The following is a 22,123-nucleotide window of genomic DNA, read 5'->3' as shown; positions in this document are numbered from 1 at the left end:
GCATTGATAAAATCTAAATCTAAATAAAAGTAAAAAAGTAAAATGGCAGAAATTCTTGATGGACTTAAAGTATCCAAGGAAATCAAAGCAGAGATCAAAGCTGAAGTGGAAAAAATCCTTGCCAGCAAAAGAAGAGCTCCTCATTTGGTGGCAATTCTTGTAGGGAACAATGGAGCAAGTAAGGCTTATGTAAATGCAAAAGTAAAAGACTGCGAAGAGGTAGGATTCCAATCCAGCCTGATCAAGTTTCCAAGTACAGTTTCGGAATCTGAATTATTGGAGACAATTGACGAGTTGAATAAATCTAAAGCGGTAGACGGATTCATCGTTCAATTACCTTTGCCTGATCAAGTTGACCAGGAGAAAATTATCAACGCTATTGATCCAAGAAAAGACGTGGACGGATTCCACCCTGAAAACTTTGGAAAAATGGCCTTAGAAATGGATACATTCCTACCAGCTACCCCTTTTGGAATCTTAACATTATTAGAAAGATATAATATCGAAACCAAAGGAAAAGACTGTGTAATTATTGGAAGAAGTAAAATTGTAGGAAGACCGATGAGTATTTTGATGGGAAGAAAAGATTTCCCTGGAAACTCAACTGTTACCCTTACGCATTCATATACTAAAGACATCGAAGAATACACAAAAAAGGCAGACATCGTAATCACGGCTCTAGGAGATCCTCATTTCCTAAAAGGAGAAATGATCAAAGATGGAGCTGTAATTGTGGACGTTGGGATCACAAGAGTAGATGATGATTCTCCAAAAGGATATTATCTGGCAGGTGACGTAGATTTTGACAGCTGTGCTGCCAAAGCAAGCTGGATCACACCAGTACCTGGAGGAGTAGGCCCAATGACGAGAGCTATGTTGATGAAAAACACCATCATTGCTTACAAAACTTCGGTCTATAACGACTAATTTTAAAATGAATAAAGAAAAAGATATTTTATTAAAAGAAGGTAAAATGCTCCCTGTGATGGAGCATTTTTACACTTTACAAGGAGAAGGAGCACACACCGGAAAAGCAGCCTATTTCATCCGATTAGGAGGATGTGACGTCGGATGCCATTGGTGTGATGTGAAAGAAAGCTGGGATCCGGACCTGCACCCAGTAATGGATACAATAGAAATTGCAGAAACAGCGGCTAAACATTGTAAAACCATTGTATTAACAGGTGGTGAACCTTTAATGTGGAATTTGGATATTCTTACCTCTAAATTAAAAGAATTAGGCTGCTCTATTCATATTGAAACATCTGGTGCTTACCCGATGAGTGGACAATTGGATTGGATCACTTTATCCCCAAAGAAAACCGGATTACCTAAAGAAGAGATTTATCAGAAGGCCAATGAACTTAAAGTAATTGTTTTCAACAATCATGATCTTACATTTGCCCAAGAACAAGCGGCAAAAGTTTCTGAAAACTGTAAACTTTACCTTCAAAGCGAATGGAGCAAAAGAAACGAAATGTATCCCAAGATTACGGATTTTATTCTGGAACATCCTGAGTGGCAGGCTTCGGTTCAAACCCATAAATATCTGAACATACCGTAAAAATATGTAAATTAGCTCGCCGTATACGATAATACCGATAGATGCAGAGAATTCGATACTCTAGATACCTGAAATCGATCATTATTTTGCTTGACCTCATGGTTATTGCATCTATCTTTATATTCTTTTTTATAAGCAGGAACGAAAGTTTAAGATATCATGAAGAAACCTGGTATCAAAATGTATTTTCCCTAACCTTATTATTTTTGTTCTGGATGCTTTTAAGTGGTAGAACAAAAATATACAACATTCAGAGGAACCTCACGTATACTTTGTTTCTTGAAAAGCTCTTTATCCACTTTTTATTTTTTATATTGGGTGTGCTGCTTATCGGAAAGGTGAGTAAAAATGTTTTTTTCAATTCTGATATTTATTGGCTTTCCCTTTATCTTTTCGTTTTTATTTTTTTGTCAAAATCAATCATATATTTTGCAATCAAATATCTTCGTTCATTAGGAGTCAACTATAGGAATGTAATGTTTTTGGGAAATAATAGTTCTACCGAAATTTTAAAAAACATTTTTGAAGAGCGAAAAGATTACGGATATCGAATATTTGAATACGAAAGTTCAGACATCAGCCGTGATAAATTAGTCGGGTTTTGGAAAAAAAACGAAATTCATACTCTATTTTTATCTACTGAAAATTCATTTGATGAAGAAACAGAATCCCAGATCTTTAGCTTAGCAGAAGAGAATAAAGTTCATATTTCATTAATCCCGAGTATAACACAAAGTGATTTTTTCCTTTATGATCTTGGATATATTCAGACTCAGCCGGTTCTCAATCAAGCCAGATATCCACTAGACTATTATGCCAATTTTCTAATGAAAAGGGCATTCGATATTATTTTTTCGATCATCGTTCTTGTTTTAATTTGTTCCTGGGTCTTTCCAATCATTGCCATCCTTATTAAAGCAACCTCTAAAGGGCCTGTATTTTTCTTACAAAAAAGATATGGTTTCCATGAAGAAATTTTTAATTGTTTTAAATTCAGAACGATGGTTCCTAATAATGAATCTACCATCCGTACAACACAGGTAAATGATTCAAGAATTACTCCTATTGGAAAATTTCTAAGAAAAACAAGTCTCGATGAACTTCCACAATTCATCAATGTTTTGAAAGGAGATATGTCTGTCGTTGGTCCGCGTCCACATATGCTGGCAGTTGACCATTATTATAAAGCAAAAATTGGCAGATACAGCTTACGAAGCATGGTAAGCCCCGGTATTACAGGATTAGCTCAGGTAAATGGATTGCGAGGGGATTTTGGAGATGTAGAGGTGGAAATGAACAAACGGGTTCTAGCCGATTCATTTTATGTCAGAAATTGGAGTTTTGTATTGGATCTGGTCATTATTTTGAAAACCATTTTATTGGTTATTGGCGGAGACAAAAATGCTAAATAATATTTAGACAAATTTTAACATTAAACCGTGCCTCAGTCTTTACTTTAACCCTAGCCTAATTAAATAAAAAAGTCTAATTTAGCAGTATGTTAAAAAAGTTTTTCACAGCAGTAGGGGAATACATGATCCTTCTGGGTAAATCCCTGCAGAAACCTCAGAAAATGAGGGTTTTCTGGAAGCTGTTCATGAGAGAAATTAATGATTTGGGAGTCAACTCTTTTGGGTTGGTTGTCTTCACATCTATATTCGTTGGGGCAGTAGTTGCCATTCAGATGTTCAATAACTTTGATGCTTCATCCTTTCCTATTCCTCCTTCATTTGTAGGATATGCTACTAAAGCCGTACTTGTTTTGGAATTTGCTCCTACTATCATCAGTTTAATTTTGGCAGGTAAAGTAGGCTCTTACATTGCTTCCAGTATAGGGACAATGAGAGTTTCCGAACAGATTGACGCGCTGGATATTATGGGCGTAAATTCACCTAACTTTTTGATTTTCCCTAAAATTATCGCCTGTATGCTTTTTAACCCTCTTCTTATTGCCATTAGTATTGTATTTGGTATTGGCGGGGGCTATATTGCAGGGATTTTAACAGGAAACTGGACAGAAAACGATTATATTGTCGGGATTCAAATGTACATGCCTAATTTATTTATTTATTATGCATTTATTAAAACCATTGTTTTTGCATTTATCATTGCAACAGTGCCTTCTTATTTCGGATACACTGTAAAAGGAGGATCTCTTGAAGTGGGGAGAGCCAGTACACAAGCTGTGGTATGGACAATGGTATTCATTATCATTTCTGAATTAATTTTAACCCAATTAATATTAAGCTGATGATTGAAGTAAAAGATCTTAAGAAAAGTTTTGGTGATGTTGAAGTACTTAAGGGAATTTCAACCACATTTGATAAAGGAAAGGTAAATTTGATCATCGGCCAGAGTGGTTCAGGAAAAACAGTTTTTCTTAAAAGCTTATTGAATGTTTACGACCCTTCATCCGGAGAAATCCTATTTGACGGGAGGGACATTAATACCATGACAAGAGATCAAAAACAACATCTTCGTTCGGAAATCGGGACCGTGTTCCAGGGAAGTGCATTGTTTGACTCTTTAACTGTAGAGGAAAACATCATGTTTCCCCTTGATATGTTCACCAATCTTACTTATAGAGAAAAGAAAAAAAGAGTTTTTGAAGTTATAGGCAGAGTACATCTCGATAAGGCCGATAGAAAATACCCTTCCGAAATCTCCGGAGGGATGCAAAAAAGGGTGGCTATTGCAAGAGCTATTGTAAACAATCCTAAGTATTTATTCTGTGATGAGCCCAACTCCGGATTAGATCCCTATACTTCAAAAGTAATAGATGACCTTCTCTACGAAATCACAAAAGAATATAATACTACGACAATCATCAATACGCATGATATGAACTCCGTAATGACGATTGGCGAGAAAATTGTATACCTAAGATTGGGAATTAAAGAATGGGAAGGTAATAAAGACATTCTTATTACGGCAGGTAATAAAAATCTGATCGATTTCGTTTATTCTTCAGAACTGTTTAAAGAACTGCGAGAATATTTACTTGAGAATAATAAAACGATTGAGAATACAAAAATAGACGATAATGAAAAAGGTACTTAGTATAGCTCTTGTAGGGTTTTCAATGTGGGCTTCTGCACAGATATCACTGGCAGCTAAAGCCAATTTAATATTTCCTACAGGCTCTCCTTCATGGTCAAACATCAAAGGAACAGTGAATGATGCCATTGAAGGAACAGGAAAAAACAATGTTGGGTTCAATGCAGGACTTTCATTAAAAGTAGCTTTGCCTACTTCATTGTTTGTAATGCCGGAAATTTACTATACTCATTTCAAAAATGAGTTCACTACACAAAACACTACTTTTGATGTTAAAAGCAACCGTATTGACGTACCGGTTCTTTTAGGATACAATCTTTTAGGGAATATGTTGGGTGTATTTGTTGGTCCGGTAGGAAGCTTCAATTTAAGCAAAGACAACACCTACAATGATTTTAAGGAAAATGCTAAGAATAACTTTACAGTAGGATATCAGTTTGGCGCACAGCTTGAAATTAAGAAACTGATTGTCAATGCAAAATATGAAGGTGCATTCAGTAAGGATGAAAGAAATTTTATCAACAAGGTTTCCGGTTCGGAAATCAGATATGACAACAGACCTAATTTATTTATGGTAGGTTTAGGATATAAATTTTAATCAAGTATCGAAAATAACAACTGAAAACCCTCAAATTTAAATTTGAGGGTTTTTATTTTGATTGTCAAGCTCAGCCTGACGTTTTGCAATACTGGCAGCCTGTTTTTCCAATTCTTCTTTTTCTTTCTGCAGCTGTTTGAACTCTTTTTTCTTCTGTTCAGCCTTCATTGCACTTCCTTTGCTTACATAGCCTACCAATCCGCCAATAATCAGCCCTATGCCGACGCCGGCCATCATGCCCATGATATGGGAAATTTTAATTTGCTCCACAGCAAAATCGGTAGTCAGATAAAAAAGTAAGGCAGACACTGCCAAAAGAATAAGTCCGGTAATTGATAAACTCTTCATAATATTGTGTTTAGTGGTTATATTAAAAAGCCTTACCAAATTTACTAAAAATTTAATAAGGCTCCATTCAAGATTAAAATTCTATACTAGTTATATCTTTCCTCCCGCTGCCTTATAATATTCCAAAGCTTTAGGAAGATCTTTATTGATGTCTGAAATTCTTGTTTCCGGATTCGGGTGAGTAGATAAAAATTCAGGTTGTCTTGATCCTGAAGATGCAGCCTCCATCCTATTCCAGAAAGGAATTGCAGCTCTTGGGTCATATCCTGCCATAGACATTAAGTAAAGTCCCATCTGATCCGCTTCTGACTCTTGGTTTCTTCCGTATTTCAATAGTGCAACTTGCGATCCGATAGGATATGCTTTCTGGAAGATACTTGCCCATTGTGCATTGGAAATAGCACCACCAAGAATTGCTCCTCCATATTGTGCTACCATTGCCTGAGAAATTCTTTCATTTCCGTGTCCCGCCAAAGCGTGGGAAACCTCATGCCCCATTACTACGGCAAGTCCATTATCGTCTTTTGTAATTGGTAAAATTCCCGTATAGACCGCTACTTTACCTCCTGGCATACACCAAGCATTTAATTCGTTGCTTTGCAGAAGATTGAATTCCCAATTATAGCTTGCCAGATCTGCAGATCTTCCTATACTCTGGTAATATCTTTCTGCTGCATTTTTAATTCTGTTTCCTACATTTGCCACTCTTTTTGCATCTGCCGTACCGGAAATCACTTTACCTTTAGACAATGTCGTTTTGTACTCTTGTGCAGACATTGTTAAAATTTCCGAATTATTGGCCAGCTGTAGAGATGATCTCCCCGTAATCGGGTTTGTAGTACAGGCAACGGCCGACAGAGCAATTGCTCCTATTCCAAATAGATGTATAAATTTCATATTTTGAGTGTTAATAATTCAACCTTAACAATTTTTGTTCCAAAATATTTCGGAAAGAATATATTTGCATACATTTTGCTGTTTTAAATTTAATAATTATTTCAATCATGAAAAAGTATATTTCTCTATTCTTTATTTTTGGATTTCTATTTTTCTTTCAGAGCTGTGCCTCACAGGGTTCTTTAGATCCAAAGACAGTAGATACATTAGTGAATTCGCAGGAGTTTACCTTCAATGCTCAGAGAGCGAACCCTACCAATTATGATGTTATCAATATCATGAATTCTATGCCTAATGCTACCGCTACAAGAATGCTGAACCTGAACGGAGATTATTCTATAGTATTGAGTAAAAATAATTTGGAGGTTACACTTCCTTATTTCGGAAGACTGTTCAATCCAACTTATGGAAATACAGATAATAACAGCTATAGATTTATTTCAAAGGATTTCACGATTAACAAATCTCAAAATAAAAAAGGAACATGGACACTCAGAATCAAACCTAATGATGTGAGAAATGTTGATGAGCTTAATATTGAAGTTTATAAAACAGGTAAGGCATTTGTATCTGTAAGAAGTAATGACAGACAGCCTATTACCTATGACGGATACGTTTCAAAAAATGAAGTAAAGCAGGAAAAGGAAAAGCTTTAGTCTCTATTTTCTTTAGACAAAAATTTTTCAACAAATAATTTTGCTTCAGTACTTGGATTAGATACCATTTCTGAAGCATTTTTTTTATGCATAAGATAAGCCTCTTCTACGGTATTGCTCTTTTTCATTAAGTTCAAGATATATTCCTGAACCCAGTATTCAAACCGTTTTTCAGCTTGTTGGGTACGAACTTCTTCAAGGCGCCCCGTTTTTTTCTTCAGATTAATGAATTCAGCAATATTATCATAAACATCTCCCAAACCTTCATTACGCAATGCAGACCCTAATAAAACTGGTATTTTCCATTCTTTTTCTTTAGGAGGTATAAAATCTAATGCTCTTTTCAGTTCCAATCTTGTATTTTTTGCTTTCTGAAGATTATCCTGATCTATTTTATTAATAAAAATAAGATCTACCATTTCCATGATTCCTCTTTTTATTCCCTGAAGCTCATCTCCGCCTCCAATAATTTTAAGAAACAGAAAAACATCAGTTATATCAGCTACCAGCACCTCTGATTGCCCTACTCCTACTGTTTCTATAAGAATATAATCATAACCTGCTGCTTCACAGATCATCATGGTTTCAAAAGTTGTGTTGGCAACTCCGCCCAAAAAGCCGGAACTTGGGGAAGGACGTATGAATGCATTTTCTTCTTTGGCCAATTCTTCCATTCTGGTTTTATCTCCTAAAATGCTTCCTTTATTAATGGAGGAGCTAGGATCAATAGCAAGAACAGCTACTTTTTTACCTTTCGTAATAGCCAGTCTACCAAAATTTTCAATAAATGTAGATTTTCCTGCACCGGGAACACCAGTTACTCCGACTCTGATGGAGTTTCCTGTAAAGGGCATTATTTTCTTTAAGAGTTCTTCTGCCTGTATTCTATGGTCGGCTTTTTTACTTTCAACTAGTGTAATAGCTTTTGCAATCAGACGTTTATTTCCTGATCGTATTCCTTCTATTAGCTCTTCAGTAGAAAATTTCATTGTTCCAAAATTAATAATTAATTATGAATGATCAATAATGCTTACAGGAAGACATCACAAAAAGGCTCATTACCATCTTCATTATTTTTAATGATTTTATTACTTATTTAGTTTTTATTTCTTCTAAATTAAAACTATAGAACATTATATCAACAGCTTAGAGAATTCATTACATTTGTTGTACATCAAAAATTAGAAACATGAAAAAAATCATCGCTGCGGCTTCATTTACTGCAATACTTTTAGTTTCCTGTACTCCAAAAGCTTCTACTGCTACTGCAACACCAGGAACATCAACGTCAACTGCTGCGGAAATCGCCCAGGGAAAAACTATTTTTGAAAACTCATGTGGCAAATGCCATAAGCTTCCTGACCCAACTTCACACAATTCGGTACAATGGGTAGGAATTATGAACGCAATGGCTCCAAAAGCAAAATTAACGGATGACCAGCATAAATGGGTTTACGATTATATCGTTTCTGTGAAAAAATAACCATCAAACAAAATAGGCATATGAAAAAATTAATTTTAAGCAGTATTGCAGGTTCGGTAATTTTACTATCCTGTGGACCTAAAAGTACTGCTGTAACCGGACCTAAATATACCTCATCGGAGAAATTGGCTCAGGGGAAGACTATTTTTGAAAATTCATGTTCAAGATGCCACAAATTACCTGAACCAACAAAACATGACAACCAAGGATGGATCAATACATTAAGCAGAATGGCTCCGAAAGCTAAGCTTAGTGATGAGCAACATCAAATGGTTTATGACTATCTGATTTCAGTGAATAAAAAATAAGCTTCCAATTGGAGGCTTATTTTTTATCTTATTTTAAACATATACTTATCTTACAATAAGTTTTTCAACCTGTGCTTTATCTCCCTGTCGGATATGAACCATATAAACTCCTTTCTGCAAATCTTTCGTAGAAATTGCTTTTTTGGATGTTGATTCCCGGGAATCGGAGAACACTAATTTTCCGGACATATCAAACATTGTAATTTTAACTTCTTTGTTGGATTTATCTATGTTTCCTACAAAAAACTCATCATATGTAGGGTTAGGGAAAATAATGAATTTTTGGTCTGCTGTTTTAACATCCTGAGTCGATAAAGCAGAATTACACTCCTGAGGTACTGTTAAATCTTCCACCTGATCATTCGCTACAGATTTAACTCCTGCTGAAGCATTAACTCCTAAACCTCTTTTAGCAAATACATTCCAGATCATACATTTGTCTGCGCCTGCATTTTTAACAGCATCAGCCTGAAGAATAGCATTCCTTCCATCAATAAAAGAAGGATTACAAAACTGAAGTTTAATTGCGTCCATTACAATTTGTAATGCTCTGGCATTACCGGAAGTCGGACTTGCCATCACATCACTATTATAGCCATATTTCTCAATATACTTCCATGTAAGGTCCCAAAGCATAGTTGCCCAGATAAATCCCATACCATGCGGAACAGCTGCTGTATTTGTTTTTGCATAAGTATAGTCATTTACTGAAAAATCCGGAGAATATTTTGCAGGTCTGATCCCTACTGCTGTTGTTGGTTGCCCATAAGGATATGTTCCCATTCCTCTAGCTAATGACGAAGTATCTCCTGGCCTTGTTGTTATCATTAAAGCAAAATAATCTGACCATCCTTCACCCATTTGCTCTTTGGAAACACTTCCGTTAAGACACCCGTATCCTGTCCCGGTTAATCTATTGGATATTCCATGCCCGTATTCATGAGCAATTATGCCATTATCAAAACTTGAATGTCTATAACCATTATAATCTTTATCACTTAATGTAAGATTGATTGTTGTTCCGGCAAGAATCTGATCCCTAAGATATTCTCCTTCTGTTTTTCCGATGTTAAGAGAAGGGATGGTTATATTGTCATCATAAAACCACGTAGTACTTGAGGGTTGAGCTGGGAAATTAGCATTTGGGTTATATACGACAGCACCAATGGCACCAGCATTTTGAGCATTATAAACCTGCAAATCATAGTTACAACCACCTTGCTTTATCAAAGCTATTCTTCCAGTCAAACTTCCTGCTGCCATAGCGGTACAAGAATTATCCGGAATAGTAAATGCCAGATCACCCGTTTCCACTGGACCATAAATAGCACCTAAATATACACGTCGGACATCTACCTTCGGTCTGGTTGTCATACTTGCTGGAGAATTGTAACGGTATCGTGAAATAGGATCTGACGCTGTATTAGGTCTTTCAAAAAGATACATCTGCATTGTTGGTGCTTCAAGAAAGGTCTGCCCGTTAATTACCTGTTCACGCCCTGAATAGAAATTAGCATTATTAAAACCACTGCCATCAAATGCTTCTGCATTTACAGCATCACCCCCTAATCCTCCTTTATTAAAATTGTTTGTTTGAAAGTTTCGTGATGTTTCTGTAAATCCAAATTTGTAGAATATATCATGCATTTTATTATTCATATAAAACAAATTGGTAATAGAAGCATTTCTATAGGTAAATGGATTCTCATATCTTCCTTCTGCAAAAGGAAAATTAAAGGTCAGACTACTACCTCCGTCCGGGGAATAACCAGGGCTATCATTATTATCCTGATCCGAATAGGCATACACATTATTCCCTCTTGTGTTGGTATAATTATTTGTTCCGTCCGAATGCCATCCTTCAGGTGAAAGTAGCAGGTCCCAAGGATTATTTACAATGGCCCTGGATCCAAATGATGGCGCCTCGACCGGAAGAGGAAAAACATTGTAAGAAGCACTGGTAGGAGTAAGTAGTCCTTCATTACTGTTAATATTTTTTATGGGTGCCGGCAATTGTTCTTTATCAGATTTTAATCCGGGATTGGAGATTTTTTGTTCTTGTGAATTGTCACTAAAACTACAACTAAGAACCATATTTTCTTTACTTAAAATCTCTCCGCTGGCCGCATCGGCAATTATATGCCAGACTGCAGCCTTTTTTTTATCTGAAACAAATATCTCCTGTGAAAGAACATAAATCCCATTTCTTTCAAAATATACGTTTGGCAAATAATCAATTTTAGAAACATTACTTATTCCCAATTTCTTTTTAAGAAAATCTTCGGAAAGTTTTCCCTGAGCTGATTTCTGATCAGCAATAACAATATTTTTACTGAACTCATTACTCTCGGAAATAATTTTATTATCTTTAATGAGCACTTTCCCTAATGCATTATAGACTCTGAGACCATCATAAGTCTGTTGAACATTAACAACGGTCACTCCTAAACTTTGGGAAGGGTCTTCATTTAAGATAATGACTTCAGTTTTATTATTCGTTTTCTTTTTCTGGGTTAGCTTCCCACTTTTTTGATAATAATCCTTAATAAGTGTTGTGGAACTTTGTGCATTCAGCACTCCACAAGTCAAAGAAACAGCCAAGCAGATTGGCATTAAAAATAATTTTCTATTCATACTCAAAGTTTTTATCATACTAATTTACAGACTGCTACAATCAAAACATTGAAAGAATTGTTAAAAGAAAAAATAGACCTTTATTTTGTCCTTTTCTTATTTTTTCAGTTATTTTTATTCACAAAGTTGGCAATTTTCATTTTATAAATTCCTTAGAATAAAAAAGTAAGCTTTCTTATGAAAACTTACTTTTAAAATACATCAGGAAGCAATGCTTTATCCAAAATCAGGAGAATATTTAGCAAGTCTTATCCCCACTCCTGTAATGGGCTGTCCCTTCGGATATGCACTTACTCCTCTCACAAGAACAGAAGTATCACCGGGTCTGGTAGTAATCATTAGAGCAAAATAACCCGATCATCCTTCTCCCATTTGTTCTGTTGTATTGCTAAGGCCTCAAAGTAATATTTATTTTTAGTTAAGGTCATTACTGTATTTTTTTAGTTCATTTTTCAGAGCACTCCTTGTCTTTTTAAAGGAGTTGTCTTCATAATTTTTTTTAAAATCCGTTCCTGAAAATGTTCGTACCGGGCTGCCACGCTGCACTTGTATCTGCAATGCCCAAGTTTCTTTCATTCTTTTCTCCAATTGCTGAATGTGTATTGCCATTACTTTTTCTTTCAACCGGATCACAGACAGTTTTTTATTCTCCCACTGTGATCTTGAATCCTGTACAAATACAGATTCTTTGCTTGGAATATGGGTAGCCCGAACTGCGGTATTGACTTTATTTACATTCTGCCCACCACTTCCCTGGCTTCTTGTGGTTTGAAACCGGATATCTCTTTCATTGAAATCAACAGTTTTTAATCCTTCCAACTCAAAAATACCAATAAACCAATTGTTTCTTTTATGCATCTTTCTAAATGTACTTTTCCCTATCCAACAAATACTTCCCAGCCAACTTTTTAAAAAGATCGTTAGGTCTTTTCCTTTTAAAAGTAAGGTTACTGATTTCAAAGTCAAATTTTCTTCACCATTTTCGCGGTGGATCATTTCGTAGTCTATTTTATTTTGTTTTGCTTCATCCAGGAAGGTCTTTAGCACTTTAGCGACTACCCATTGGCATTCTAAAGGTCCTTTTCCTGCAGTGATTTGTATTAATTTTTTCATTTTTTACTTTGGCATTTCGCTTAATTGGGGATGTCCCAAAGGATCAATCCCTTTTTGTAATAATTCTTTTGCAGCCATTACTGCCCAGCATTTGTCACTGGAATGAATATTCCTGTAGAATGAAAGTAAAACATCTGGTTTTACTACAATAAATCCATTCGCTTGAACAGTTTCCAGATCGTTTCTTTCAAAGAAATCAACAGTAATTCTATGAAACTTTTCGCCTTCCAACACTACTGTTTTCTCATACCTGCGAAAGTTTTCTTCACTTGGCAGATGATCATAGCGGGTCCAGACTTTCTGAAATCCCTCATTCTGAAGAATCATTACTGCTTCTGCAACATTTTCTTTTTTTACAAAAACATCAATATCCTTATGATCATGGGCATGTTTGTATTCGGTGTGTCCCGGTTCGGACATAAAATGCCACGCCCATCCGCCCGATATAATGACTTTATTTTTTAATTTTTCTAGAATTTCAAGTCCAAATCGAATTCTGAATTCCGGCCAGACTTCTCCGTATCGTTTTATATTATGTGGTGCTCCCATTGTTTTATTTTTTAAAGTGATAAAGTTGGTAACTGATTATTTCCTTATTATTTTAATCTGTTCATTACCTTTTCTTTTCTATTGTTATTAAAACCTAACAGGTTTTTGAAACCTGTTAGGTTAGCCCCGATTGCAGCAATTGTCTGAGCTCATTTTTCTTTTTGTGAAAAAAGAAAAATAGCGAGTGCGGAAAGCGGGATTAAGCTCCTCATTATAGAGCTGATTACTTATCCATTCTCACAATTCTCGGTTGAAATGTTCCAAGGATGTCTACCAGTTCACTTTGTGCGTTCATCACTTCATGAATATCTTTATAAGCCATTGGTGCCTCTTCTGCATTTCCGCCCATCAAGGTGACATTTTTTAATTTCAATTCTTTTTTAATGTCATTTTGAGTGAACAGGCTTCTGCATTCTCCTCTTGAGTGGGCTCTTCCTGCTCCATGCGATGCAGAATTCAGGGAATCAGAATTGCCTTTTCCACGGACGATAAAGCCTTTTGCCGTCATCGATCCGGGAATCATTCCCAATTCATTTTCATTAGCCGGTGTTGCTCCTTTTCGATGAACAATCACTTCTTTCCCGTTATGGATTTCCTTCCATGCAAAATTGTGATGGTTCTCTATTCTCGCCTTCACTCTCCCTCCGACAGCTTTCACTAATCTTCTGTGTATATCATCATGACAGGCAGAAGCGTAATCTCCTGCAAGATTCATGGCTGTCCAATATTCCAGCCCAAGATGTGTATTCAAATCCAGCCAGGCAAACTGTTGCGCTTCTTTTGGTAATGGACATTGCTCTACAGCTACTCTGGAATAATATTGGGCAACCTCTGCTCCCAGCCCTCTGGAGCCGCTGTGAGAAAGGATTCCCAAATATTTCCCTTTCGGAAGACCTATCTGTTCATCTTCTTCGGTGATTTCTACTTCCCCGAATTCTACGAAGTGATTTCCACCACCGGAAGAACCCATTTGCTTAATGGCTTTACCTTTTAACCTTCTCAAAATTGGAATGAGATCAAAGGTATCTCTGTCGAAGATCTCATGGTCTATGTGAGATTTATGGGTCTCGTACATTCCGAATTTTGTATGTTCTGCAAGGGCTTTTTCATATTTATCCCTTGCTCCGTTGAGATATGAAACCGGCGTATCCAAAATACTGAGGCTCATTCTGCAACCGATATCCATGCCTACTCCGTAAGGAATGACTGCATTTTCTACAGCAAGTACGCCTCCGATAGGCAACCCATATCCGCTGTGTGCATCAGGCATTAAAGCACCTTGTGTAGAAATCGGCAATTTCAGTGCGGTGTACAACTGGTTTTTTGCTTCTTCTGAAATATTGTTTCCAAAGATCTGAAAAGAGACACGCTGTGAATTCAGCATTCTTTTTTCTGTCTTTTTTGAAGAAAGCAATGTTTCTGCGATCTGCCCGAAGGTTAAGTCTTTTTCAAAATTCTCCGGATTGATCAGGATTTCTTTTAAAATAGATTTTACGTGATGGATATTTTTGGTGGCAAAATTTCTTTTCATGACTTCCAAAGCAACATTAACACTCTGATTGTTTGGATAGCCCAGTTTTAATATATCTTTTCCTTTTAGTTTTAAATTTCCCATTGTTTTGGTTTTAAATAATAGTCGGACTTACACGTCCTGAAAGTTTTCTGCAATCTCTTTTGCAGAAAGTGCGCAGGTAAAATATTTCCCGCTTCTGATAAGATGTACATCTTCTTTTCGTGATCTCCATTTGTATGATTTACCGTAGATTTTTTTGTTGATAACCCCTACTGTTTTATGCTGCTGCAGACAAGCTTCCAGCTCTGCAATTTCTTTTTCCAATTCAAAGTCTACAGGTTTGTAGTGGGTAATCATATTGGGTCTTATCCTTAAGGTAAACCTCCATGGTTCAGTAAATTCGTAGTATATCTCATTGCATTTCCGATAGGGACAATATTCTTCATATTTTAGAAAATATTGCCTTTCTCTAGCCGTAAGTCCGAGTTTCGGATCATTCCAGGACCACAGAGAAATAGGCTTGAGCTTTTGCTCTTTTTCGACATATATTCTCCTCCCGAATTTCCTTTTCTTCTTGAGAAATTGGCGACTTTCGGAATACATATAAGTATTGATTTTCTTCAAAATTTCTTCAAAAAATTCTCCGTCTTTGGATCTCATGACATCATCCCTGACGACAAAGAATCTTACAAATCCTCTCTGATAGGGATTATCTAAAGGAATCAGTGGAGTATTTCTCTTGATTTTCCAAAGTTCTTTACTACGTTTAAACTTTTTTCTGATCTGCTTTTCTACATCTTTTCTTTTTGTTCTTTTTCTGCTCCTCACACTTCTTAAGCGATGGGACAGAAGGTGATCATTTTCCATGTTAAGACACAGGATATCAGATACAAGATCTATAATTAAAGATCTATTTGTATCTTTTTCCTTTTTTCAACTAAAATATTAGTTGATGCATTGACAATGATGGACATCTGTTGTTTTGAGATTAAAATCTCATCCAATTATTTGTCCTTTAACGACACTAAAAGATTTCGGGGAAACTTGAGTTTGAAATATTGCGCAATAAAAAACCCGAAATCTATACGACTCCGGGTTTTGATATTTCTTTGTACTATTATTCTAAGACTGTACCAAACCACGAAGCCTTACCACGAAAAGTGGCAATCCAACTGTAGAATTCTGTTTATTTCTGAACATTGCTTCGTTGTTTTTAAATGGTTAAACTTGATTTTCAGGTGCAAATATATAACTATTTTTCAAATGGTCAATTTTTTAAATCTTATTTTTGTGAAAAAATTAATTTCATGCATAGACTTTTGTTAGGCTTACTCCCGTTATTGTTGATCGGATGTAAGAAAGAATCCACAGTAAAAAAAGAAGAAGTAAAAGTGTTGGACAAAGCTTGTTATTCAACCGATTTCACGAAAAAAATCCTTGATCTTGATGAAATGAAAGAACAGGCTAAATTTCTGGATTCTCTGACTAACGGGAAAAGTGGCATTGCTTTTTTAGTAGACAGTACAAAGGTTAATGGTATCTGGAACTATTCTATTTCTGCGGGATATAACGGACCTGACCGTTTTGAAACCTATCATATTTTTCGGGCTTCCGGTAATCAATGTGATCAGCTGGAAATTATGGAATCTGTTTCGGGAGATTATATATCTATTGAAAAATGGAGAAAGGCAACGAATGAGCCTGCACAGGAAAAATCCGGTTTAAAAAAAGGGAAATACAGTTTCCCTCTGGAAAGTCTTCCCAGGGTAGATGTCAAGTTTATGGAAACCGATTTCTTGCCTGAAGGTTCAGAACAATATACCTGTGGAGAACCCAAGTTCAGATATTTTCCGTTAACCCAATATAAAGGGATGGATCTTATTCTTGTTCCGATGGATTGTGGAGATTTTGATTACCGATACTATCTGCTTACTGTAATGAATAACAGCATCGTTGGTGAAGCTTATGTAGAAGGTATTTGGTTTGATCCCGGAAAGGACGATAAGAAGGAAGAGTTCAGCAGTTATGAAATCAGTAAAAGCGGTAAGGTAACTGTCACTACGGATCACACATTAGATGGGGAAAGTCAAAGCATTACCAAAGCGTATTACCAGATTTTGGATGACGGTAAAATAGTAGAAATCAAGAAATAAAATAAAGACTGCTTCGAAATGGAAGCAGTCTTTTTTATGGTATTGCCAGTCTACTGATCGGAAGACCGGGCTAATAATTGCTCTAAAATCTCAACCGCACATTTCGGAAGATTGGTTCCGGGACCGAAGATAAAGTCGGCTCCATTGGCATATAAGAATTCATAATCCTGTTGTGGTATAACTCCTCCTACGACGATTGCTACGTCATCAGCACCTAATTTTTGAAGTTCACCAACAACCTGAGGAACTAATGTTTTGTGTCCGGCAGCCAATGAAGATACTCCCAGAATATGAATATCATTTTCTACAGCTTGCTTAGCCACTTCTTCCGGAGTCTGGAACAATGGGGCAACATCTACATCAAATCCCATATCGGCAAATGCGGTAGCTACCACTTTCGCTCCTCTGTCATGTCCGTCCTGGCCCATTTTCGCGACCATAATCCTTGGACGTCGTCCTTCTTCTTCTTCAAATTTTTGTGTCAAATGAAGAGCTTTTTCAAAGTATTCGTTTTTACCGGCATTCATAGCGTATACTCCAGAAATTGTTTTAATATTAGCTTTATATCTTCCAAAAGTTTCTTCCATAGCATCGCTCATTTCACCAAGCGTTACTCTTCTTCTTGCGGCTTCGATGCATAATGCCAGCAGATTTCCTTTCCCTGTTTTTGCACTTTCACGAATTTCACTTAAAATTTGTTCCACTGCTTCAGAATTTCTTGTTGCTTTAATGGAATTCAGCCTTTCTATTTGTTTTCTGCGAACTTCAGTGTTATCAATATCTAAAATTTCGATGGCATCTTGCTTCAATGACGTTTTAAATGAATTCACACCAATAATAAATTCTTCTCCACTATCTATCTTTGCTTGTTTTTTGGCAGCAGCTTCTTCAATTCTCATTTTCGGAATTCCTGCCTCGATGGCTTTGGTCATCCCTCCTTCCTGCTCTACCTCATCAATATACCTCATCGCTTCTTCAATCATCTGCTGGGTAAGACTTTCCACAAGGTTACTTCCCCCCATCGGATCTACGACATCACATATTCCACTTTCTTGTTGAAGGATAATCTGGGTATTCCTTGCAATTTTTGCAGAATAGTCTGTTGGAAGGGCAATTGCTTCATCTAATGCATTGGTGTGTAAAGATTGTGTTCCTCCGAGTGCTGAAGACAAGGCTTCAATCGCTGTTCTTGTTATATTATTGAAAGGTTCCTGCTCTGTCAGAGACCAGCCGGAAGTCTGAGAATGGGTTCTTAATGCTAAAGATTTTGGATTCTGTGGATTGAACTGCTTTAAAAGATTAGCCCAGATATATCTTGCAGCACGCATTTTAGCAATTTCCATGAAATGATTCATCCCGATTGCCCAGAAAAACGATAGTCTAGGAGCAAAATCATCTACATTCATTCCTGCTTTGATTCCGGTTCTTACATACTCAAGACCATCTGCCAAGGTATAGGCCATTTCCAATACCGGAGTAGCTCCTGCTTCCTGCATATGATATCCTGAGATGGAAATCGAATTAAATTTCGGAATATTCTGAGATGTATATTCAAAAATATCTGCAATGATCTTCATGGAAGGTGCCGGCGGATAGATATAGGTATTTCTTACCATGAACTCTTTCAGAATATCATTTTGAATGGTTCCTGAAAGCAACTCCTGTTTTACCCCTTGCTCTTCAGCTGCTACGATGTAGAAAGACAAAATCGGAAGTACAGCACCATTCATTGTCATTGACACGGATATTTGATCCAACGGAATTTCATTGAACAAAATCTTCATATCTTCAACAGAGTCGATTGCCACTCCTGCCTTTCCTACGTCTCCCACTACTCTTGCATGGTCGGAATCATATCCTCTGTGAGTAGCAAGGTCAAATGCTACCGAAAGCCCTTTCTGACCTGCAGCTAGATTTCTTCTATAAAAGGCATTTGATTCTTCAGCAGTAGAAAATCCTGCATATTGACGGATCGTCCATGGTTTCTGTACATACATCGTGGAATACGGTCCTCTTAAGTAGGGTTCAATTCCCGGAGAAGTTTGTGTTAAAGATGAGTCTTTAACATCTTTTTTATCATAAGATGATTTAAGCTCCAATCCGTCTTTTTCAAAATTGTAAATTTCTCTTTCTTGAGGTAATACATTAAAATCCGGTGTTTTCACAGAAATTGTCTTTCGCATTCCAATAATTTTTGTCTCCGTAAAGTTAATTTTTTTGAACGAAACACAAAACTTCTGTTAACATTCAGCTTTTATGTTATTTAACAAAGAAAAAGACCGGACAACTGCCGATCTTTCTGTAATTTATTTGGTCTGTATATTTTTATTTTAAACCTGGTTTTTACGCCACAGAATTAAAGTTTAATACCCATTTCATACAATGCAAATGATAATAAATCAGCATTTTCACCGATTACCTGATCTGTAGATCTTCCGGCACCATGCCCTGCATTCTTTTCTATTCTTAATAAAATAGGATTTTTACATGCCTGTTTTTCCTGAAGCTCAGCACCAAACTTAAATGAGTGAGCAGGAACTACTCTGTCATCATGGTCGCTGGTAATAATCATTGTAGAAGGATAGCAGGTTCCAGCTTTTACGTTATGTACCGGAGAATATGATTTAAGATAATCAAACATTTCTTTGCTATCTTCTGCGGTTCCATAATCATAAGCCCATCCTGCCCCGGCGGTGAATTTGTTGTATCTCAACATATCCAATACTCCGACTCCCGGGAATGCCACTTTCGCCAAATCAGGGCGGATTGTCATTGTAGCTCCTACCAAAAGACCTCCGTTTGATCTTCCTGAAAGCGCCATATATTCTTTAGAGGTATATCCTTTACTTTGAAGATACTCTCCTGCTGCGATAAAGTCTTCAAAAACATTTCTCTTTTGCATTTTTGTTCCTGCATCATGCCATTTTTTCCCGTATTCACCTCCTCCACGGATATTTGGAACAGCGTAGATTCCTCCATTTTCCATCCAGATTGCATTCACTACGGAGAAAGAAGGCTGTAGGCTGATATTGAAACCTCCGTAAGAGTAAAGAATAGTTGGATTTTTACCGTTCAGTTGAGTTCCTTTTTTGTAATTGATCATCATAGGAACTTTTGTACCATCCTTTGAAGTATAGAATACCTGCTCGGAAACGTAATCATCCGGATTAAATTTCACTTTTGGTTTCTGATATACTTCTGATTTCCCTGAATCTACATTAAATTTGTAAGTCGTTCCTGGTGTAATATAATTACTGAAAGAGAAATAAACATCTTTTTCCTTTTCTTTTCCTCCGAATCCCGAAATATTTCCTTTTCCGGGAAGTGCTATGTCTCTGATTAATTTTCCTGTTTTATCAAATTGCTTTACCTGATCAATAGCATCAATCATATAAGTGGCAAAGAAATATCCTCCCCCGGTAGAAATCCCTAACACATTTTCTGTTTGTGGGATGACGTCTTTCCATGTTTCAGGAGCAGGATTACTGATCGTAGTTTTCACAAGACGCATATTCGGTGCATCTTTATCTGTAAAAATAAAAAGATCATCACCTTGTGTGTCTACAATGTTTGCATTGATATCAAAACCTTTTACAATCTGCACAAAGTCACCTCCTTTCTTTAAATCTTTTATATACAATTCATTTCCATTGGTAGCATTGGCTGCAGAAATGATGAGATATCTTTGATCTTCAGAAACTCCGGCTCCTAAATATCTTCTTGGTGTTTTATCTCCTCCAAAAATCAATTTATCTTCAGATTGTTTGGTTCCCAATTTGTGAAAATATACTTTGTGTTTATCCGTCATTCCGGAAAGTACAGTCCCTTCTTTAGGTTTGTCATAACTTGAATAATAAAACCCTTCATCCCCCTGCCATGAAATTCCACTGAATTTCACATCCAATAAGGTATCATCAATTTGTTTTTTGGTAACAGCATCAATAATGATAATCTTATTCCAGTCGCTTCCACCTTCGGAAATAGAGTAAGCCGCAAGATTTCCTTTTTTGTTGAACGAAAGCTGAGAAAGTGAGGTTGTTCCTTTTTCTGAAAATTTATTAGGATCTAAAAAAACTTCTGTCGTTTTTGTTTTGCTGTTGGTTCTGTATAAAACAGATTGTGCCTGTAAACCATCATTTTTATAATAATATGTATAGTCACCTTCTTTGAAAGGTGCTGAAATTTTTTCATAATTCCAGATATCTTTCAACTGACTTTTAATTTTATCTCTGAATGGAATTTTAGAAAGGTAATTCTGACTGTAAGCCACTTCTTCATCCACCCATTTTTTTGTCGCTTCAGAGTCATTTTCTAAATCTCTGAAAGGATCGGCTACAGCAGTACCAAAATAAGTATCGGTCTGACCTCCTTTTAATGCTTTAGGATAGTTCATTTTTTGAGAATAAAAAGATGCTGAAAATAAAACTCCAGCAGTTAATAACATAGGTTTAAAATTCATAGTGAACGGTTTTATCAAAAGTACGTAAAGTATGTGAAATAAAAAAAGTCCCATAAAATCGGGACTTTTTATTAATTATATCGTAATAATCAAATGTGTTTTGATTAAAAGCTATCAAAATAGAAATCGGTAAGGTTGGTTACAATCTGATCTGGGCTTCCGTTCCAATAATATATTTTACCGTCTTGTTTAAGCTCATACAAACTGAACTCCTGATCTGTCATTATTGTTTTATCAGCATTTTTAAACCCTTCAATCAGGTCTGATAAATATTTTTTCAGCTCCTCAGGTTTTACCTTTTTGGGATCGGTGGATGGTTGTGCAGGTGGATGGGAAGGAACTTTAAAACTTACAGTATAAGTAAGTTCAGCAATTTTTTCACCTTCCAAATATTCATTAGGAACCACCTTTACACTTTTTATCATTAGTTGCCCCTTTCTGAAATTTTCGAACATAAGTCTTACATATTCCTCTGCGTCTTTTTGGCAAGCTTTAGCCGCAGCTTTAGGGAAAATAGAAAGGAAGCCTTCAGTGGTTGTCTTAAGCGTTTCTTCTGAAGTTTCTTTGAAATTCACCTGATATGCATCCTGCCCCTCTACGGTAGGTCTTAGGTAGTCATTAAGTTTAACCCGTGAAGCCTCATCATTTTTTAAAAAAGTATCGAAAAATAGTTGAAATACTTCTTTGGGTTTCTTTACTTCTGTTTGTGCCGTAAGATTCTGTCCCATCACCATAAGGAACAGCAATACAATAATTTTGTAGCTTTTCATAGTTAATATTTTTGTTATGTG

Annotated in this window: 22 protein-coding genes; 10 read left to right on the top strand and 12 right to left on the bottom strand. The window is 36.3% G+C overall.

Features of this window, described 5'->3' with window-relative positions; translation table 11 throughout:
- The first annotated feature begins 42 nt into the window (after window positions 1-42).
- The 6 genes from CW752_RS15260 to CW752_RS15235 all read left to right on the top strand — a co-directional run bounded on the left by CW752_RS15260 (window position 43) and on the right by CW752_RS15235 (window position 5,219).
- Window positions 43-927 (top strand): bifunctional 5,10-methylenetetrahydrofolate dehydrogenase/5,10-methenyltetrahydrofolate cyclohydrolase, encoded by an 885-nt coding sequence (locus CW752_RS15260; RefSeq protein ID WP_101240560.1) that lies wholly within the window; start codon window positions 43-45, stop codon window positions 925-927.
- A gap of 7 nt (window positions 928-934) precedes the next feature.
- Window positions 935-1,564, top strand: a complete 630-nt coding sequence (locus CW752_RS15255) for a 7-carboxy-7-deazaguanine synthase QueE (RefSeq protein WP_101240559.1) — start codon at window positions 935-937, stop codon at window positions 1,562-1,564.
- 41 nt (window positions 1,565-1,605) lie between these two features.
- Complete coding sequence (locus CW752_RS15250; protein ID WP_101240558.1) at window positions 1,606-2,976, top strand: exopolysaccharide biosynthesis polyprenyl glycosylphosphotransferase; 1,371 nt, start codon at window positions 1,606-1,608, stop codon at window positions 2,974-2,976.
- Window positions 2,977-3,062: 86 nt separating this feature from the next.
- Entirely contained in the window at window positions 3,063-3,815 is a 753-nt protein-coding gene (locus CW752_RS15245; protein WP_101240557.1) for an MlaE family ABC transporter permease, read from the top strand.
- On the top strand, window positions 3,815-4,624 hold the full coding sequence (locus CW752_RS15240) for an ABC transporter ATP-binding protein (RefSeq protein ID WP_101240556.1): 810 nt from the start codon (window positions 3,815-3,817) through the stop codon (window positions 4,622-4,624). The genes CW752_RS15245 and CW752_RS15240 overlap by 1 nt, the downstream gene beginning before the upstream one ends.
- A complete protein-coding gene (locus CW752_RS15235) occupies window positions 4,608-5,219 on the top strand; it encodes an outer membrane beta-barrel protein (protein WP_101240555.1) in 612 nt (203 codons plus the stop codon). Before CW752_RS15240 ends, CW752_RS15235 begins: the two co-directional genes overlap by 17 nt.
- 36 nt (window positions 5,220-5,255) lie before the next feature.
- Here the strand turns inward: CW752_RS15235 and CW752_RS15230 are convergent, their stop codons facing one another.
- Together CW752_RS15230 and CW752_RS15225 are read right to left on the bottom strand one after the other, a co-directional pair.
- Window positions 5,256-5,567 (bottom strand): lipopolysaccharide assembly protein LapA domain-containing protein, encoded by a 312-nt coding sequence (locus CW752_RS15230; protein WP_101240554.1) that lies wholly within the window; start codon window positions 5,565-5,567, stop codon window positions 5,256-5,258.
- A gap of 90 nt (window positions 5,568-5,657) precedes the next feature.
- Entirely contained in the window at window positions 5,658-6,464 is an 807-nt protein-coding gene (locus CW752_RS15225; RefSeq protein WP_101240553.1) for a M48 family metallopeptidase, read from the bottom strand.
- Window positions 6,465-6,571: 107 nt separating this feature from the next.
- On the opposite strand from CW752_RS15225, the gene CW752_RS15220 reads away from it, so the two are divergent.
- Complete coding sequence (locus tag CW752_RS15220; protein ID WP_101240552.1) at window positions 6,572-7,120, top strand: DUF4251 domain-containing protein; 549 nt, start codon at window positions 6,572-6,574, stop codon at window positions 7,118-7,120.
- Here the strand turns inward: CW752_RS15220 and meaB are convergent.
- Complete coding sequence (gene meaB / locus CW752_RS15215) at window positions 7,117-8,109, bottom strand: methylmalonyl Co-A mutase-associated GTPase MeaB (RefSeq protein ID WP_101240551.1); 993 nt, start codon at window positions 8,107-8,109, stop codon at window positions 7,117-7,119. The two genes, CW752_RS15220 and meaB, sit on opposite strands and share 4 nt — an antisense overlap.
- A gap of 200 nt (window positions 8,110-8,309) precedes the next feature.
- Here meaB and CW752_RS15210 point away from each other — a divergent pair, with 200 nt between their 5' ends.
- Together CW752_RS15210 and CW752_RS15205 are read left to right on the top strand one after the other, a co-directional pair.
- On the top strand, window positions 8,310-8,603 hold the full coding sequence (locus CW752_RS15210; protein ID WP_101240550.1) for a c-type cytochrome: 294 nt from the start codon (window positions 8,310-8,312) through the stop codon (window positions 8,601-8,603).
- Between the two features lie 20 nt (window positions 8,604-8,623).
- Window positions 8,624-8,911: a cytochrome C gene (locus CW752_RS15205; protein WP_101240549.1), complete on the top strand. Its 288-nt coding sequence runs from the start codon at window positions 8,624-8,626 to the stop codon at window positions 8,909-8,911.
- Between the two features lie 45 nt (window positions 8,912-8,956).
- Here CW752_RS15205 and CW752_RS15200 read toward each other — a convergent pair whose 3' ends face one another.
- The 6 genes from CW752_RS15200 to CW752_RS15180 form a co-directional block, all read right to left on the bottom strand.
- A complete protein-coding gene (locus tag CW752_RS15200; protein WP_185117648.1) occupies window positions 8,957-11,545 on the bottom strand; it encodes a T9SS-dependent M36 family metallopeptidase in 2,589 nt (862 codons plus the stop codon).
- Between the two features lie 216 nt (window positions 11,546-11,761).
- The gene (locus tag CW752_RS17090; protein WP_262496357.1) at window positions 11,762-11,884 is read right to left on the bottom strand and encodes a hypothetical protein; all 123 of its coding nucleotides are present in this window, start codon (window positions 11,882-11,884) and stop codon (window positions 11,762-11,764) included.
- Between the two features lie 75 nt (window positions 11,885-11,959).
- On the bottom strand, window positions 11,960-12,658 hold the full coding sequence (gene prfH, locus CW752_RS15195) for a peptide chain release factor H (RefSeq protein ID WP_101240547.1): 699 nt from the start codon (window positions 12,656-12,658) through the stop codon (window positions 11,960-11,962).
- Window positions 12,659-12,661: 3 nt separating this feature from the next.
- Entirely contained in the window at window positions 12,662-13,207 is a 546-nt protein-coding gene (locus CW752_RS15190) for a hypothetical protein (protein WP_101240546.1), read from the bottom strand.
- A gap of 223 nt (window positions 13,208-13,430) precedes the next feature.
- Window positions 13,431-14,822: an RtcB family protein gene (locus CW752_RS15185; RefSeq protein ID WP_101240545.1), complete on the bottom strand. Its 1,392-nt coding sequence runs from the start codon at window positions 14,820-14,822 to the stop codon at window positions 13,431-13,433.
- A 27-nt stretch (window positions 14,823-14,849) separates the two neighbouring features.
- Window positions 14,850-15,587, bottom strand: coding sequence for a hypothetical protein (locus CW752_RS15180; protein WP_101240544.1), 738 nt, complete (start codon window positions 15,585-15,587; stop codon window positions 14,850-14,852).
- A gap of 440 nt (window positions 15,588-16,027) precedes the next feature.
- On the opposite strand from CW752_RS15180, the gene CW752_RS15175 reads away from it, so the two are divergent.
- Window positions 16,028-16,873 (top strand): hypothetical protein, encoded by an 846-nt coding sequence (locus CW752_RS15175; protein ID WP_133121701.1) that lies wholly within the window; start codon window positions 16,028-16,030, stop codon window positions 16,871-16,873.
- 50 nt (window positions 16,874-16,923) lie between these two features.
- Here the strand turns inward: CW752_RS15175 and scpA are convergent, their stop codons facing one another.
- From scpA to CW752_RS15160, 3 genes are all read right to left on the bottom strand, one after another.
- A complete protein-coding gene (gene scpA, locus CW752_RS15170; protein ID WP_101240542.1) occupies window positions 16,924-19,056 on the bottom strand; it encodes a methylmalonyl-CoA mutase in 2,133 nt (710 codons plus the stop codon).
- Window positions 19,057-19,229: 173 nt separating this feature from the next.
- Window positions 19,230-21,332 (bottom strand): prolyl oligopeptidase family serine peptidase, encoded by a 2,103-nt coding sequence (locus CW752_RS15165; RefSeq protein ID WP_101240541.1) that lies wholly within the window; start codon window positions 21,330-21,332, stop codon window positions 19,230-19,232.
- Between the two features lie 104 nt (window positions 21,333-21,436).
- Window positions 21,437-22,102: a hypothetical protein gene (locus CW752_RS15160; protein ID WP_228401807.1), complete on the bottom strand. Its 666-nt coding sequence runs from the start codon at window positions 22,100-22,102 to the stop codon at window positions 21,437-21,439.
- Between the last annotated feature and the right edge of the window lie 21 nt (window positions 22,103-22,123).

The sequence above is a fragment of the Chryseobacterium sp. PMSZPI genome (assembly GCF_002835665.1).
Lineage (GTDB): Bacteria > Bacteroidota > Bacteroidia > Flavobacteriales > Weeksellaceae > Chryseobacterium.
The sequence above is the reverse complement of the archived record's forward strand: the minus strand, read 5'-3'. Positions and strand labels throughout refer to the sequence as shown.